Annotated in this window: 9 protein-coding genes and 4 pseudogenes; 5 read left to right on the forward strand and 8 right to left on the reverse strand. The window is 66.7% G+C overall.

Annotated elements, in window-relative coordinates; translation table 11 throughout:
- Positions 1-4: 4 nt before the first annotated feature.
- Positions 5-1,021: a zinc-binding alcohol dehydrogenase family protein gene (locus OR16_RS01680; RefSeq protein WP_006156238.1), complete on the forward strand. Its 1,017-nt coding sequence runs from the start codon at positions 5-7 to the stop codon at positions 1,019-1,021.
- 155 nt (positions 1,022-1,176) lie between these two features.
- Here the strand turns inward: OR16_RS01680 and OR16_RS01685 are convergent, their stop codons facing one another.
- A complete protein-coding gene (locus OR16_RS01685; protein ID WP_006156239.1) occupies positions 1,177-2,085 on the reverse strand; it encodes an alpha/beta fold hydrolase in 909 nt (302 codons plus the stop codon).
- A 253-nt stretch (positions 2,086-2,338) separates the two neighbouring features.
- The gene (locus tag OR16_RS01690) at positions 2,339-2,947 is read right to left on the reverse strand and encodes a TetR/AcrR family transcriptional regulator (protein WP_006156240.1); all 609 of its coding nucleotides are present in this window, start codon (positions 2,945-2,947) and stop codon (positions 2,339-2,341) included.
- Positions 2,948-3,212: 265 nt separating this feature from the next.
- Here OR16_RS01690 and OR16_RS40695 point away from each other — a divergent pair, with 265 nt between their 5' ends.
- The 4 genes from OR16_RS40695 to fahA all read left to right on the forward strand — a co-directional run bounded on the left by OR16_RS40695 (position 3,213) and on the right by fahA (position 7,087).
- Positions 3,213-3,605, forward strand: a complete 393-nt coding sequence (locus OR16_RS40695) for a helix-turn-helix domain-containing protein (protein ID WP_081488630.1) — start codon at positions 3,213-3,215, stop codon at positions 3,603-3,605.
- Positions 3,606-4,141: 536 nt separating this feature from the next.
- Positions 4,142-4,363: a DUF2783 domain-containing protein gene (locus OR16_RS01705; protein ID WP_006156242.1), complete on the forward strand. Its 222-nt coding sequence runs from the start codon at positions 4,142-4,144 to the stop codon at positions 4,361-4,363.
- Positions 4,364-4,379: 16 nt separating this feature from the next.
- Complete coding sequence (gene hmgA / locus OR16_RS01710; RefSeq protein WP_006156243.1) at positions 4,380-5,720, forward strand: homogentisate 1,2-dioxygenase; 1,341 nt, start codon at positions 4,380-4,382, stop codon at positions 5,718-5,720.
- A 104-nt stretch (positions 5,721-5,824) separates the two neighbouring features.
- Positions 5,825-7,087 (forward strand): fumarylacetoacetase, encoded by a 1,263-nt coding sequence (fahA, locus tag OR16_RS01715; RefSeq protein ID WP_006156244.1) that lies wholly within the window; start codon positions 5,825-5,827, stop codon positions 7,085-7,087.
- Between the two features lie 22 nt (positions 7,088-7,109).
- Here the strand turns inward: fahA and OR16_RS01720 are convergent.
- From OR16_RS01720 to OR16_RS01745, 6 genes and pseudogenes are all read right to left on the reverse strand, one after another.
- Positions 7,110-7,530, reverse strand: a pseudogene (locus OR16_RS01720) (3-hydroxylacyl-ACP dehydratase).
- A complete protein-coding gene (locus OR16_RS01725) occupies positions 7,527-8,327 on the reverse strand; it encodes a beta-ketoacyl synthase chain length factor (protein WP_006156247.1) in 801 nt (266 codons plus the stop codon). Before OR16_RS01725 ends, OR16_RS01720 begins: the two are co-directional and overlap by 4 nt.
- 8 nt (positions 8,328-8,335) lie before the next feature.
- Positions 8,336-9,323, reverse strand: a pseudogene (locus OR16_RS01730) (beta-ketoacyl synthase N-terminal-like domain-containing protein).
- Between the two features lie 87 nt (positions 9,324-9,410).
- Positions 9,411-10,265, reverse strand: a complete 855-nt coding sequence (locus tag OR16_RS01735; protein ID WP_006156249.1) for a polysaccharide deacetylase family protein — start codon at positions 10,263-10,265, stop codon at positions 9,411-9,413.
- A pseudogene (locus OR16_RS01740) lies at positions 10,262-12,237 on the reverse strand (MMPL family transporter). The gene OR16_RS01735 and the pseudogene OR16_RS01740 overlap by 4 nt, the downstream one beginning before the upstream one ends.
- Positions 12,234-12,882 (reverse strand): annotated as a pseudogene (locus OR16_RS01745) (LolA-related protein). The pseudogenes OR16_RS01740 and OR16_RS01745 overlap by 4 nt, the downstream one beginning before the upstream one ends.
- Positions 12,883-12,884: the final 2 nt, after the last annotated feature.

Raw genomic sequence — 12,884 nt, forward strand, 5'->3', positions numbered from 1 at the left:
CGCAATGAAAGCCGTTGGCCTGACCCGTTACCTGCCGATCGACGACCCGCAATCCCTGGTCGATGTCGAGATCGCCACCCCCGTGCCAGAGGGCCGAGACCTCCTGGTCAAGGTGGCGGCGATTTCGGTCAATCCTGTGGATGCCAAGGTGCGCGCGCCCAAGGACAAGGTCGAGCCTGCCGTGCGCGTGCTGGGGTGGGATGCGGCGGGCACGGTGGCCGCAGTGGGCCCGGATGTCACGCTGTTCAAGGTGGGCGATCCGGTTTTCTATGCCGGCAGCATTACCCGGCCGGGCGCCAATAGCGAGTTTCACCTGGTGGATGAGCGCATCGTTGGCCATAAGCCCGCAGCGCTCGATTTTGCTCGCGCCGCCGCACTGCCATTGACGGCCATTACCGCCTGGGAAGCCCTGTTCGATCGCCTGGGCGTCTCGCCGCAGGGCGAGCACGCCGGGCGTTCCGTGCTGGTCATCGGCGGGGCGGGGGGCGTGGGTTCCATCGGCATCCAGCTGGCCAAGACGCTGGCTGGGCTCACGGTCATCGCCACCGCGTCACGGCCCGAATCGGCTGCGTGGTGCCGCAAGCTGGGCGCCGACCATACCATCGATCACCGCAGCGACATGCCGGCCCAGTTGCGCAAGCTCGGGTTTGCCGAAGTCGACTACATCCTGTGCTTTAACGACACGGACCGCCACTTTGCTGCCATGGCGACCGTGATTGCACCGCAAGGCAAGATCTGCTCGATCGTGGAGAACAGCAGCCCGCTGGCCGTGGGTGACCTGAAGAGCAAGAGCGCCACCTTTGTGTGGGAGTTCATGTTCACCCGTTCGATGTTCGGCACGCCGGACATGATCGAGCAGTATCTCCTGCTGAACGAAGTGGCACGCCTGGTCGATGCCGGCCGGCTGCAGACCACGCTTGGGGAGAACCTCGGGCGGATCGACGCGGCCAACCTGCGCCGCGCCCATGCCATGCTGGAAAGCGGGCAGACCATCGGCAAGCTGGTGCTGGAAGGGTTCTGAGGTTTCCCTGGACGGGGAGAATGGCGGGAGAGGTGAAGGCCCGCCTCTTTTCCCCCGTCAATCGGCAATTAACCGCCAGGACCAAGCCCCAACCGCCACCAGCGGTTTTGTGGCGCACCACAAAACCGCTAAAGCAAACAGGGTTCAGGAGTGATTCAGGCATGGGCCTCGGCTTGCATCCCGCGGGTTGGCTCGGCAACGCCAGGCACGCGCGCGGCGCCGCCGACGAATGCCACCGCGCGCGCGACGACTTGTGCATCGTGCAATACACGGCGGTGGCCGAGTCCGTCCGTGGTCATCAGTTGCGCGCCAGGCCAGGCGCCGGCAATGGCTGCGCCATTCTCCCAGCCCACTTCCTTGTCCTGCCGGTCGTGGATCACCAGTGTGGGCGGTACCGGGCGGGCGTGGCCAATTGCCGGGACGTTGAAGGCTGACCACGGCATGCCCAGCCAGCGCTCGCTGTTGCGCTGCATGCGAGCCAGCACGCCCGGGCCAATGCCGAGACGCCAGGCCAGTGCCGCGGCGGCATTGTGCATGTCGGCTGGCGGGCCGATCATCACGGCAGCCTGCAAGTGCAAACCTTCGCGCACGGCCAGCGCCAGTGCGGCGCTACCGAGCGAATGCGCGATCACCGCGTGGATCGGGCCGGCGTGCCAAGCCGTGGCCAACAGCGCGCGCGACATTTCCACAACGGAACTCTGGCTCCTGCCGCGCGCACCCGCGTCGGAGCCGCCGTGCGAGAGCGCGTCAAAGGCAACGACGCGCATGCCGGCCGCCAGCAGTGGCGCAACCAGCGGCTGCCATTGGGCGGCATGGCCACCCCAGCCGTGGGCCAGCAAGACGGTCGGCCCACTGTTGCCCCATCGATAGACGCGTACGCGCCGGCTCGCTCCCTGGCCAGTCACGAGCGCCCAGTCCGCGCGCGCGCGGTCAAGCAGTTCGCGGCCAGCGCCATCCGGGCCGGTGCCGCGGGGCGGACGGAACCACGCTTGTTCCAGCGCGCGTGCCGCGCCGGCGGGATAGAGCAGGTCGGCCAATTGCCAGCCAAGGCGGACCCAAGCCATTGGCACTCTGGATGGCGGTGCGGCCTGGCGGGCTTTGGTGGATGAGTAAATCGCTTGCGTCACGGCGGGCACCTCCAACGAAGACTCTTAACATCCCGGGCCGGGTTGTTTGGGGCAGGGGAGCTGCCCCACTAGTAAGACCGACCAGTCGTGCTATTTATGATTTCAAAAAAAGACGACGTCCAGTCGTCCCGAAATTCGTGCCGGTTGGTCGCGCGGGAGGTGTCTCGCCCAAGCGCCTCCCGGCCCTTTGCTACTTGTGCGCCGGCTGCGCAAGCTCGGCGCGGCGGAGCAGCGCTTCGAATGCCCGGCGGGCCATGATCTCGGTGTCTTCACGGCCCAGCAGCTTGAAAGACTGTTGAAAGGACATGCCGATGCCCACCATCTCGAAAGCGAACTGCCGCGCGTCTTGTGCCGGCGAAAGATCGCCTTCCTCGATCGCATCGGTCACGGCTCTGGCGATGAGGCTATGCCAGTCTTTCAGCGATTGCACCACCTGATCCCTGATCGTACCGGGGCGGTCGCGGTATTCCTGGCCTAGCGCCATGAACAGGCAGCGGCCTTTATTGACAGGTCCGCCGAGCCAGAGCATGTAGCCTTCAAAGAGGGCTTGCACCCGGCGCGTGCCACGCGGCAGGCGCATGGCCGGCCTGATGACGATGTCCGAAAAGCGCTCCAGGGCGAGCGCCAAAACAGCCTGCTGCAAGGCCTCTTTGGACTTGAAATGCGCGTAGAGCCCACTCTTGGACATGCTGGTGTCGGCGGCCAATGTGGCGAGCGACAATTGCTCGAACCCGACCTGGGCGGCGGTGTCCAGGGCTTGCTCGATGATGGCTGCGCGGGTAAGTTGTCCTTTCTGCATGTTGTAAGAATAGCACGACCGGTCGTATTGTCAATCTCGCGCTTGTGCGTCCTCGTCAACCTAATTCACCGCCGCCCGTTATGTCACCACGGAGGCAGATAATTGTGCTGTATCGGACCTATTGACAGGCTAGGATTAGCCTGCGTAGGGTACCAACAAGAAATCTGCACAAAGTGTTGCCCTGATTACATACGGAACGCTTTGCGTGCTCTATACTCGAATGCACGTCCGCGCACTTTTTTTTCACTGGTGACTGGAGACCGACATGAACAGTACAGCCGTGCCTAGAGGCGCTAGCGAACCGTTCCGGCAACTGCGGGCGTTGCGCCGAGCGCGAAAGCTCAAGCAGGAAGACGTCGCCCGTAAGGCCGGGATCTCCCGGGAAGCTTACTTGCGGGCAGAATCGGGTCAGGCCGACCCCCGCATGTCGACTTTCCTAGCGGCTTGCGAGGCGCTTGGCCTGGAAGTGGTGCTGGCACCCCAGCATCTTGCTGCCGACGTCAATGCGTTTATTGCCAGCCGCAATGGCGGCGTCACGGCCGCTTCCATGGCCGGGCAGGCGCCTGCTGCAACGCCTTCCGCCGCAAGCCCCGCGCCGGCCAACCCGGTCAGCACAGGCTTCGCGTCGAGCCCGGGCGAAGGTCACAAGCCAGCCTGAGCACTCGCGCTGGTTCCGGCCGGGTCTGCGGCCGGATTGGCGCGCGCTTGTCATGCCAGCAGCGGGTACGCCCCCACGTGCCTGCTGCTGGAGATTTGCCTGTTTTACATGGGATGGCCAGATACCGCGCTTGGCGGCATCTGCCTTTCCTTGACGGCCTCGGTTCCCCCGCCGAGGCCGCTTCCCTGCTGTTGCCTGTCGCAGTGGCTTGCCGCTTTTTCCCCTGTTTCCATTGTTTGCCCGGCATGGCTCGGGCTGCTTGCGCTTGCGCTTGTGCGCCGTCTGGCGTTGCGCCTTTGTCTCGCCCCGTCTCGTCTATCGCGCCTAACCTATTAACGTAATGTCGCTGGCCTTCCTTGTTCTCGACGAAATAGGGTCGATACGGGTTTGACACGTCCATGACCCGAGATTACGATATGGTAAATCGATTACGGATTGTGAAATTCAAGATCCGGCGTCTGAAAGACACCACTAGTGTGATCCCTCGGCCACCATGCGCGTTGCGGAAGTGGCCTGAGGCATAGGGAGACAGGCCAATGCCGCTGAATACCGAACCTAACCTTGCCCGTCCGGACGACTTCTACGAGGCGCTGATCGACATGCATCGCGACCTCTCCGACGCACAGAGCCAGTCCGCCAACGCGCAATTGATCCTGCTGCTGGCCAATCACATTGGCGATCTTGCGGTAGTGCAGGAAGCCATGGAGCTAGCCCGCGCGGGCGTGCTCGAGTCATCGAAAGCGAAATCGAAAGCGTAAGAGGAAGACCCAAGACATGACGCAGATGCAACTGAACGTGACAGGGCAGTCGCCCGACCACGGCACGCCCGGCTACCAATCCGGCTTTGCCAACGAGCTCGCTACCGAGGCGCTGCCCGGTGCCTTGCCGGTCGGGCAGAATTCGCCCCAGCGCGCGCCCTATGGCCTGTATGCCGAGCAGATTTCCGGCACGGCGTTCACTGCGCCGCGCGCGCACAACCGGCGCAGCTGGTGCTATCGCATCCGCCCGGCGGCGATGCACGAGCCGTTCACGCGGCTTGAGCAGTCGCGCATCGTCAGTCATTTCGATGCGGTGCCGCCGTCGCCCAACCAGATGCGCTGGAGCCCGCCGGCGATGCCCGGCGAACCCACCGATTTTGTCGACGGCATTGTCACCATGGCCGGCAATGGCAGCCCGCAAGCCATGTCGGGCTGCGGCATCCACCTGTACCTGGCCAACCGGTCGATGACGGATCGCTTCTTCTACAACGCCGACGGCGAGATGCTGATCGTGCCACAGCAGGGCAGGCTGCGCGTGGCGACCGAGATGGGCCTGCTGGATGTCGAACCGCAGGAGATCGTGGTGATCCCGCGTGGTGTGCGTTTTCGCGTGGAGCTGCCGGACGGCGAGGCGCGCGGCTATATCTGCGAGAACTACGGCGCCTTGTTCCGCCTGCCCGACCTGGGCGTGCTCGGGTCCAACGGCCTGGCCAATCCGCGCGATTTCCTCACGCCGCATGCGTGGTACGAGGATCGCGAGGGCGATTTCGAATTGGTGGCGAAGTTCCAGGGCAACCTGTGGCGCGCCGCGATCGGACACTCGCCGCTGGATGTGGTGGCCTGGCACGGCAACTATGCGCCGTACAAGTATGACCTGCGCCGCTTCAACACCATTGGCTCGATCAGCTTCGATCATCCGGACCCGTCGATCTTCCTGGTGTTGCAAAGCCCCTCGGACACCCCGGGCGTGGACGCCATCGATTTCGTCATCTTTGGCCCGCGCTGGCTGGCGATGCAGAACACGTTCCGCCCGCCCTGGTTCCACCGCAATATCGCCAGCGAGTTCATGGGCCTGATCGAGGGCGTCTACGATGCCAAGGCCGATGGCTTCTCGCCTGGCGGCGCCAGCCTGCACAACTGCATGAGCGGCCACGGCCCGGACGCCGAGACGTTCGCCAAGGCCACCGCCGCGGATACCTCGCAGCCGCACCGCATCAGCGATACCATGGCGTTCATGTTCGAGACGCCGGCCGTGATCCAGCCGACGCCGTATGCAGCGGAGTCGGCGCAGTTGCAGGACGATTACTACCGGTGCTGGCAAGGCCTGAAGAAGCATTTCAACCCCAACGAGCGCTGATCCTCAAGCCCCAAGGCCTGTTCCATATGGCCAACCATCATGAATCGGGGTGCCCGCTGCCATATGCCGCAGGCACCCCTTGTCATTCCCTTCCGGAGCCCCCGATGACCACTGTCCAGAAGAGTTGGATCGAATCCGCCAACGATGGCGTTACGCATTTCCCGCTGCAGAACCTGCCCTACGGCATCTTTTCCCCGAACGGGCAGGGCCCGCGCGTTGGTGTCGCCATCGGCGACTTCATTCTCGACCTGTCCGTGCTGGACGCGGCCGGCTTGCTGCCGGCTTCTGTCAAAGGCGTGTTTGCCGGCGCGACGCTCAATGCTTTCATCGCGCTCGGCAAGCCGGTCTGGACCGAAACCCGCCAGCGCCTGAGCGCCATGCTGGCGGCGGACGACACCACCTTGCACCCCAAGTCCGCGCTGCATGAGCAGGCCCTGGTGCCGATGGCCTGGGCGACCTTGCATCTGCCGGTGGACATCCCGGGCTACACCGATTTCTACTCCTCGCGTGAGCACGCCACCAACGTCGGGCGCATGTTCCGCGATCCGGACAATGCGCTGCTGCCCAATTGGCTCGAGATTCCCATCGGCTACAACGGCCGCGCCAGCTCGGTGGTGGTGAGCGGCACGGCACTGCGCCGCCCCAAGGGCCAGATCAAGCCGCCTAACGCGCCGCGCCCGATCTTTACCGCTTGCCAGAAGCTCGATTACGAACTGGAAATGGCATTCATCGTCGGCAAGCCGTCGGCGCTGGGCGAGCCGGTCAGCACCTCCGCCGCGGCCGGGCACATGTTCGGCATGGTGATCCTGAACGACTGGAGCGCGCGCGATATCCAGCAATGGGAGTACGTGCCGCTGGGCCCGTTCAACAGCAAAGGCTTCGGCACCTCGATCTCCCCGTGGGTGGTCACCATGGACGCGCTGGAGCCGTTCCGCCGTGACAATCCGGTGCAGTCGCCCGAGCCGCTGGCGTATCTGCAGCAGCCCGAGCGCAATGCCTATGACATCGCCCTCGAAGTCTCGCTGCGCCCCGAGGGCGCGGCGCAGGGCACCACCGTCTGCCGCACCAACTTCAAGGCCATGTACTGGACCATGGTGCAGCAACTGGCGCACCACACCGTGTCTGGCTGCAATGTCCGCGTGGGTGACCTGATGGGCTCCGGCACCATCAGCGGCACCACGCCGGATTCCTACGGCAGCCTGCTGGAGCTGACCCGCAACGGTGCCGAGCCCCTGACGCTGGCGGACGGCGGCAAGCGTGGTTTCCTGGAAGATGGCGACGAAGTGGTCATGGCCGGCTGGTGCCAGGGCGATGGCTATCGCGTCGGATTCGGCGAGGTGGTGGGGAAGATCCTGCCCGCGCTTTAAGGGATCCAGCGAAGCAACGCGGCTAATCAACCGGGCTAAGCGGGACATCCAGGATGACCGCAGCGCGGCCGGCCAGCAGCAGTTGGCCGGCCGCGCTCACTTCAAAGGCATAGAGGATGTTGCTCTCGCCGCCGCTGATGCGGTGGGCTTCCACCCGCAGCGGCGCGGCGATATCGTCAAGTCGCGCCACGCGCAGATCCAGTTTGCGCACACTGGCCAGGTAGCCCACACGCGGGCGCTGCGCGGGCAGTTGCAGCGCGGCCCACGGCCGCCAGGCGTCCGTGGGCGCGCAGCGGGTTATCGGGGTGGCTGTGGCTGGTGGCTTCGCAACGGATGAATTCCGGGCTCCAGTCGAGCACGCTGTCCAGCAGGCACATGGTGCCCTGATGCGGAATATGCGCGGCGATCCAGGCGTGCCTCAGCGGTGCCGTGTCCGGATTCATGACGTCATGCCGACCGTCGCCATCCGCAGGCGCAAATCGTCCAGATAGTCGATCACCACCTCGCTCGGGCCACCCAGTGCCAGCGCCTGCAGCAGGGGCAGGGCCCGTGCCGCGGGTATGCCCTGGCGCAACCGTTCCAGCCCGGGGTCCGTCATCCGGCTCGCCGGTGCTTCGGTCAGCGTCACATCGATCCGCGCGAGCGAACGCGCGGTAGGCTCGGGCAGGAGCACCATCGCCACGCCGAATGCGTCGGGGATTGGCCGGTGGCTGCGCAGCGGTTCCGGATAGTCCGTGTCATAGGCGATCAGCAGGCACGCTTCGCGGTCCACCGCCACCTGGCACAGGGCGTCCAGCAGGCCGGCGCCGAAGCTGCCGTCGCGCGCGCACAGCACATTGGACGATGCCATGGCGCCGGAGGCTATGCCCCAGTAGCCCGCCGCCGCGTTATGCACGGAGTTGTGGAAGCGCGTCGGCGAGATCAGCGGGTCGTCGCTGGCCAGTGCTTCGCAGATCAGGTGATAGTTCTGGCCGTCCCCGCTGGATGCACTGAACACGGTCGGCAGGGCCGCCGCATCCATGCCGCTGGCCGCCGCGGCTTGCCGGCCAAGTGCCAGCGCCAACTTCACGCAGGGACCGGTGCGGCGCCGTTCGGCCGGGGGCAGGCCGGCCGGTGGCGGCAGCCAGGTCGGTTCGCTGGCGTAAGGCAGCGTGCCGGCAAGCACGGCGGCGCCTTGCGGCCAATCCTTGAAGCCGGGGCCTAGCAGGCCGAGGCCTTCGATGAATGCGCTGACTTGCATGGGTAGTTTCAACCTGGCGAATCGGCACGCCCAAACAACAGGCTGCAGTTGGAACCGCCAAAGCCAAAGGCGTTGCTCAGTACGCGATGCACGGGCTGCTCGCGGTTTTGCAGCAGGTAGTCGAGCGGCAGCTCGGGGTCCGGCTCGGTCGTGTTGATGCCCGCCGGCAGTAGGCCGTGACGCAGCGCCAGCGCGCAGATTACCGCTTCGATGGCGCCGGCGGCTCCCAGCGTGTGGCCGGTCGCACCCTTGGTGGAGCTGCACGGCACGCCGGGCAGCAGGTCCAGCATGGCCTTGCCTTCGGCCGCGTCGTTGCTGCGCGTGGCGGTGCCATGCAGGTTGACGTAGTCGATCTGCGCCGGGGTCAGGCCGGCGCCGGCCAGCGCCTGCGCCATCGCCATGCGGGCGCCCAGGCCTTGCGGGTGCGGCGCGGACATATGGTGGGCATCGCTGGATTCGCCAATGCCCAGCAGCAGGATGTCATCGCCGGCGCTCGCCGTGGGCAGGCGCTCTAGCAGCCCGAAGGCAGCGCCTTCGCCGATCGAGATCCCGTCGCGCTGCGCATCGTAGGGCCGACATGCCTGGCTGGAAACCAGTTCCAGCGAATTGAATCCGTAGAGCGTGGTGTGGCACAGCGAATCGACGCCGCCCACCACGGCCGCATCGATCAGCCCCGCCTCGAGCATGCGACGAGCAGGCAGAGGAGATCGACACCGCCGGCCCGCGCAGGGCGAAGTAGCACCGCACGAACTCCGCCAGCGAGTAGGGGCTGTGGCTGCCGCGGTAATGAAAGTCCGCCGGCAGCGCGCCGGTATTGGGGGGCAGTGCGGTCTCGTCCACCTGTGCGACTTCACCGATATACGTATCCAGCCTGATATCGCTGAAGCCGCAGGGGGCCAGGCCACCGCGTTGCGCGCGCAGTGCCGCCAGGGTGGTGTCGAGGCCATGCCCGAGGCAACTGGCGGCGGTGTAGTGCGAGAAAAGAAGGGGGGACACTGCGTCGTGGATCCGTTTGCGCGGTGCGCAGATTGTAGCAAAAGGCCTGTGCGGGCCACGTCACCAACGGCAGGCTGGCGCGGTGTCTCAGCGCGTGGCTCGGAGCATGGCATCGCGTACGGTATCGCGCAACGTCACGCAGCGCAACCCAGCGCTCTCGATGGCCCGCAGCACGCGCGGCAGCGCCGCCAGCACCAGTGGCTGTCCGGCACGATCGTGGCCCGGGTCGCCGTCGTGCATCAGCAGGATGTCACGCTCGGCCAGGCCCGTCAGCAAGCGGGCCGCGACGCGTCCGGCATCGCCGGCCGCGGCGGTGTCGAAGCCCCTCCGCGTCCAACTGGCCAGGTGCAGGCCAAGCCGGCACAGCACGGGCTCGAGAAAGGGATTGCGCAGGCCTGCGGGGGCGCGGAAGAAGCGTGGCGCGGCGCCGGTCAGCTCCGTCAGCACACGTTGTGCCGCGGCGATATCGTGCATCTGCCGGGCCGGGCCAAACAGCGAGAAGTGATGGCGATGGTCCAGGCTGTGATTTTCCACTGCGTGCCCGCGCCGCGCGATCTCGCGTACCAGCGCGGGGTGCCGCGCGGCGCGTGCGCCGATGCAGAAGAAAGTGGCTTGCATCCGGTGCTGGTCCAGCAGGTCCAGGACGCGCGGCGTCACCTCGGGATTGGGCCCGTCGTCGAAGCTCAGGGCCACGCAGCCTTGTGCCGACGGCGGGAGCCTCAGCAGGTTTGGTCCCAGCCAGGTACTGCGCGGCCACAACCCGGCCGCCGTCAGCAGCAGGTGCGAGGCGATCACGCCGCCGGCGGCCCATGGCAGGGCCGCGGGTTGCGCGACGATGGCCGCGGCGGCGCCGGCATGTAACGCCAGCGTACCGCTGACCAGGGCGCCGGGACGCCACGGGCGGGTGTCCTGGATGCTAGGGGAATTGGTTATGGGGTTCATGGTTGGTTCCTGGCCGGCGCGGACAACAGCGCAGGCGGCGCCAGGATAGCCGAAAACAATAGTGCCAGCACCGCGCCGGGGCCCACGGTCATGCCGAACGCTTGCAGCAATGGCAGGCTCGAGAAGGCGAGCAGGCCAAAGGCCGCCACCGTGGTCATGTTGGCCAGCATCAGGGATACCAGGGTATGCGGTGAGATGGCGCTGTCCTGTAGTTCGAGCCCACCGCGATCAGCAGCAGCATGCCGACCAGGTGGAGGATGGTGAGCTGCCGTCCGCTGGCGGCCAGTCCCGCCACGACCACGAGCGTGGCTGCAGCCAGCGGCAGCAGGGTGCCCAGCACGCGCTGGGGCGAGCGCAGCGCGATCGCCAGCAGCACGGCAATGGCGGCCAGCCCGCCAAGCGACAGGTGCAGCGCTTCGCGCATATAGCTGTCGTAGAGATGGTCGGATTCGTACTTCAGGTCGACAAAGAGCGTATCGTGCAAGCCAGCGCGCGCAATGGCCGCGCGGATCGGCTCCGCGTCCAGGCTCGGTTTGCCCTGCGCGGCCGTCGCGGGCGCGCGCAGCGGCAGCGTCGCGCTCCAGCGCTCGCCGCGGCGGGTTAGCAGCCCGTCGACGGCGAGCGCCATCGAAGTGCCGCGCAGGTCTTCCCGGCGCAGCGGCGCCGCGCTGCGCGTCTGCTCGGCTTCGTCCAGGAATGGCGCAAACAGGCTGGGCTTCACGGGTTGATCCGCTACCGCCGCCTGCAGCCGTTGCGCCAGTTCCTGCCGCGGCGGCAGGCTGGCCTGCCGGGTGTGCTGGGTGGCCAGGCTGGGCAGGTAGCGTGCCGGGCTCTCGTAGCCCGCGATGACGCCTTGCGCCACCAGCGGGTCCAGCTCTCGGGCCACGCGCTCCGCACCCTGCAGCACGCTTTCCTGGTCGGGGCCGGACAACACCACGAGGTAACGCACGTCCGGTGCGCCGAGGTCGGCGCGCAACGAGGCATCGAGTGCCTGTTCCTGCTCGGGCACCGGGCTAAGCGAGGCGAGTTCCTGGCTCCACAGCGGGCCGCGCTGCATTAGCAGCACCGTGCCGGCGGCCAGCAGCAGCGCGGCCATCGGCCAGCGCAGCCGGTGGGCATGCGCGGCGATGCGGGCCAGGCGCATGCCCAGCGGCGTGACGTCGCGCATGCGCAGTTTGGCCGGCGCCAGCCGCGGCAGCACGAAGCGCGTGACCAGGGCTGCCGTGGTCAGCCCGGCAATGGAATACAGCCCCAGCTGGGCCAGCCCCGGGAAACCCGAAAGCAGCAGCGCGGGCGCTGACCGAGAACACGCCAGGGCCGGTCATCACGAGGCGGTGAGCTTCGGCGCCGGCCTGTGCTTGCTGCGCTTGCTCGAAGGCCTGGCGGATGGCGGCGATGGCACTCGCTTGGCCGTCGGTGTCGGAGCCTGCGCTGGCGGTTTGCGCCAGCAGCACGGCGCGCTTGCCGTCACGCGAGATCCAAGCGCCATCGCGCAGCGGCACGCGCTGGTTGCTGTCGAGTTGGCCCAGTATGGAGGTGATTTCGCCAGTGGGGTCGCGTGGCAACAGCGTCTTGGTGAAGTGGGGCTGAGCAGGTAGCGATGCGCATAGAGGAAACGCTGGTCGCTGGCCTGGTTGACCGGCTCGCCATTGTTGACCGAGGACAAGCGCGGATCGGCACGTAGCTTTGCCGCCACCGCTTTGGAAAGCGCGGCGCGCCCGGCGGTGTCGCCGCCTTCGATGCCAAGCAGGATCAGGCGCGAGACCCAGCCTTCGCGCAATTGGTCCACCAGCAATTGCTGCTCCGCGCTGGGCGCGCGCGGGAGGAAGGCGGACAAGTCCGTGGTGAAACTGGTGCGGGAAACCGCCGCAGCGCACGCTAGCAGGAATACCAGCCACAGGCCGACCGCCACGCGCGCCGGCCGCCCGGACAGGCGCTGGCGCAAGTTGTCGCCGCGAGCCTGTCCGGTCATGGTGCGCCGGCGGTCTTGATCTGCATCACCGAGCGGTCGCCGTCGGCCTGCACGATCTCCACGCTATCGAGCGTGTCCCGCGCGCCGTCGATGCGGATCTGCTTGACCATGCCCGCCATGCGCGAATCGGCCGGTGTCAGGGTCAACGTCCAGCGCGCGGCGCGGCCCTCGATGCCGAGGCGATAGTAGCGCTCCAGCGCATTGCGGTTGCCGGCCAGGGTGCCGCGGATGCTTAAAGGCCGCGATTTCGGGGTAATTCTGCAGCGGCATCACGAAGCGCTTGCCGCTGCGCTCCACCGTCATCATGTCGCCGTCGAGCACCAGGTTCTCCGGCTTGGGCGTGACGGTACGTTTTTCCAGATGATCCGGCGCCACGAAGACCAGCTCGCCCGACGACACCACCGGACGCTCGAGCATGGCGAGATACTTGGTCTCGGTAAAACGCACGCGCCTGGATTTGCGCTGCGCCAGCGCGAACATCAGCTGATCCACGCCCCAGGTCGCGGAAGCGGTGGCGGGCGGTTCGGCGGCCTGCGCGAGCGGCGGGGTGCCCACGTTAAGCGCGCCAGCAATGCAGGCAAGCACGGACAGCCGCGCAAGAAAACGCAGACGGCAGGGCTGGCGGGCGTTAGGGGATCGGGGCATGG

Source organism: Cupriavidus basilensis OR16, from assembly GCF_000243095.1.
Lineage (GTDB): Bacteria > Pseudomonadota > Gammaproteobacteria > Burkholderiales > Burkholderiaceae > Cupriavidus > Cupriavidus basilensis_D.

What these genes read in the sequence shown, in the direction of transcription:
- OR16_RS01680 (WP_006156238.1), top strand. Translation starts at nt 5, where the DNA reads ATGAAAGCCGTTGGCCTGACCCGTTACCTGCCGATCGACGACCCGCAA.
- OR16_RS01685 (WP_006156239.1), bottom strand. Translation starts at nt 2,085, where the DNA reads ATGGCTTGGGTCCGCCTTGGCTGGCAATTGGCCGACCTGCTCTATCCC.
- OR16_RS01690 (WP_006156240.1), bottom strand. Translation starts at nt 2,947, where the DNA reads ATGCAGAAAGGACAACTTACCCGCGCAGCCATCATCGAGCAAGCCCTG.
- OR16_RS40695 (WP_081488630.1), top strand. Translation starts at nt 3,213, where the DNA reads ATGAACAGTACAGCCGTGCCTAGAGGCGCTAGCGAACCGTTCCGGCAA.
- OR16_RS01705 (WP_006156242.1), top strand. Translation starts at nt 4,142, where the DNA reads ATGCCGCTGAATACCGAACCTAACCTTGCCCGTCCGGACGACTTCTAC.
- hmgA (WP_006156243.1), top strand. Translation starts at nt 4,380, where the DNA reads ATGACGCAGATGCAACTGAACGTGACAGGGCAGTCGCCCGACCACGGC.
- fahA (WP_006156244.1), top strand. Translation starts at nt 5,825, where the DNA reads ATGACCACTGTCCAGAAGAGTTGGATCGAATCCGCCAACGATGGCGTT.
- OR16_RS01725 (WP_006156247.1), bottom strand. Translation starts at nt 8,327, where the DNA reads ATGCAAGTCAGCGCATTCATCGAAGGCCTCGGCCTGCTAGGCCCCGGC.
- OR16_RS01735 (WP_006156249.1), bottom strand. Translation starts at nt 10,265, where the DNA reads ATGAACCCCATAACCAATTCCCCTAGCATCCAGGACACCCGCCCGTGG.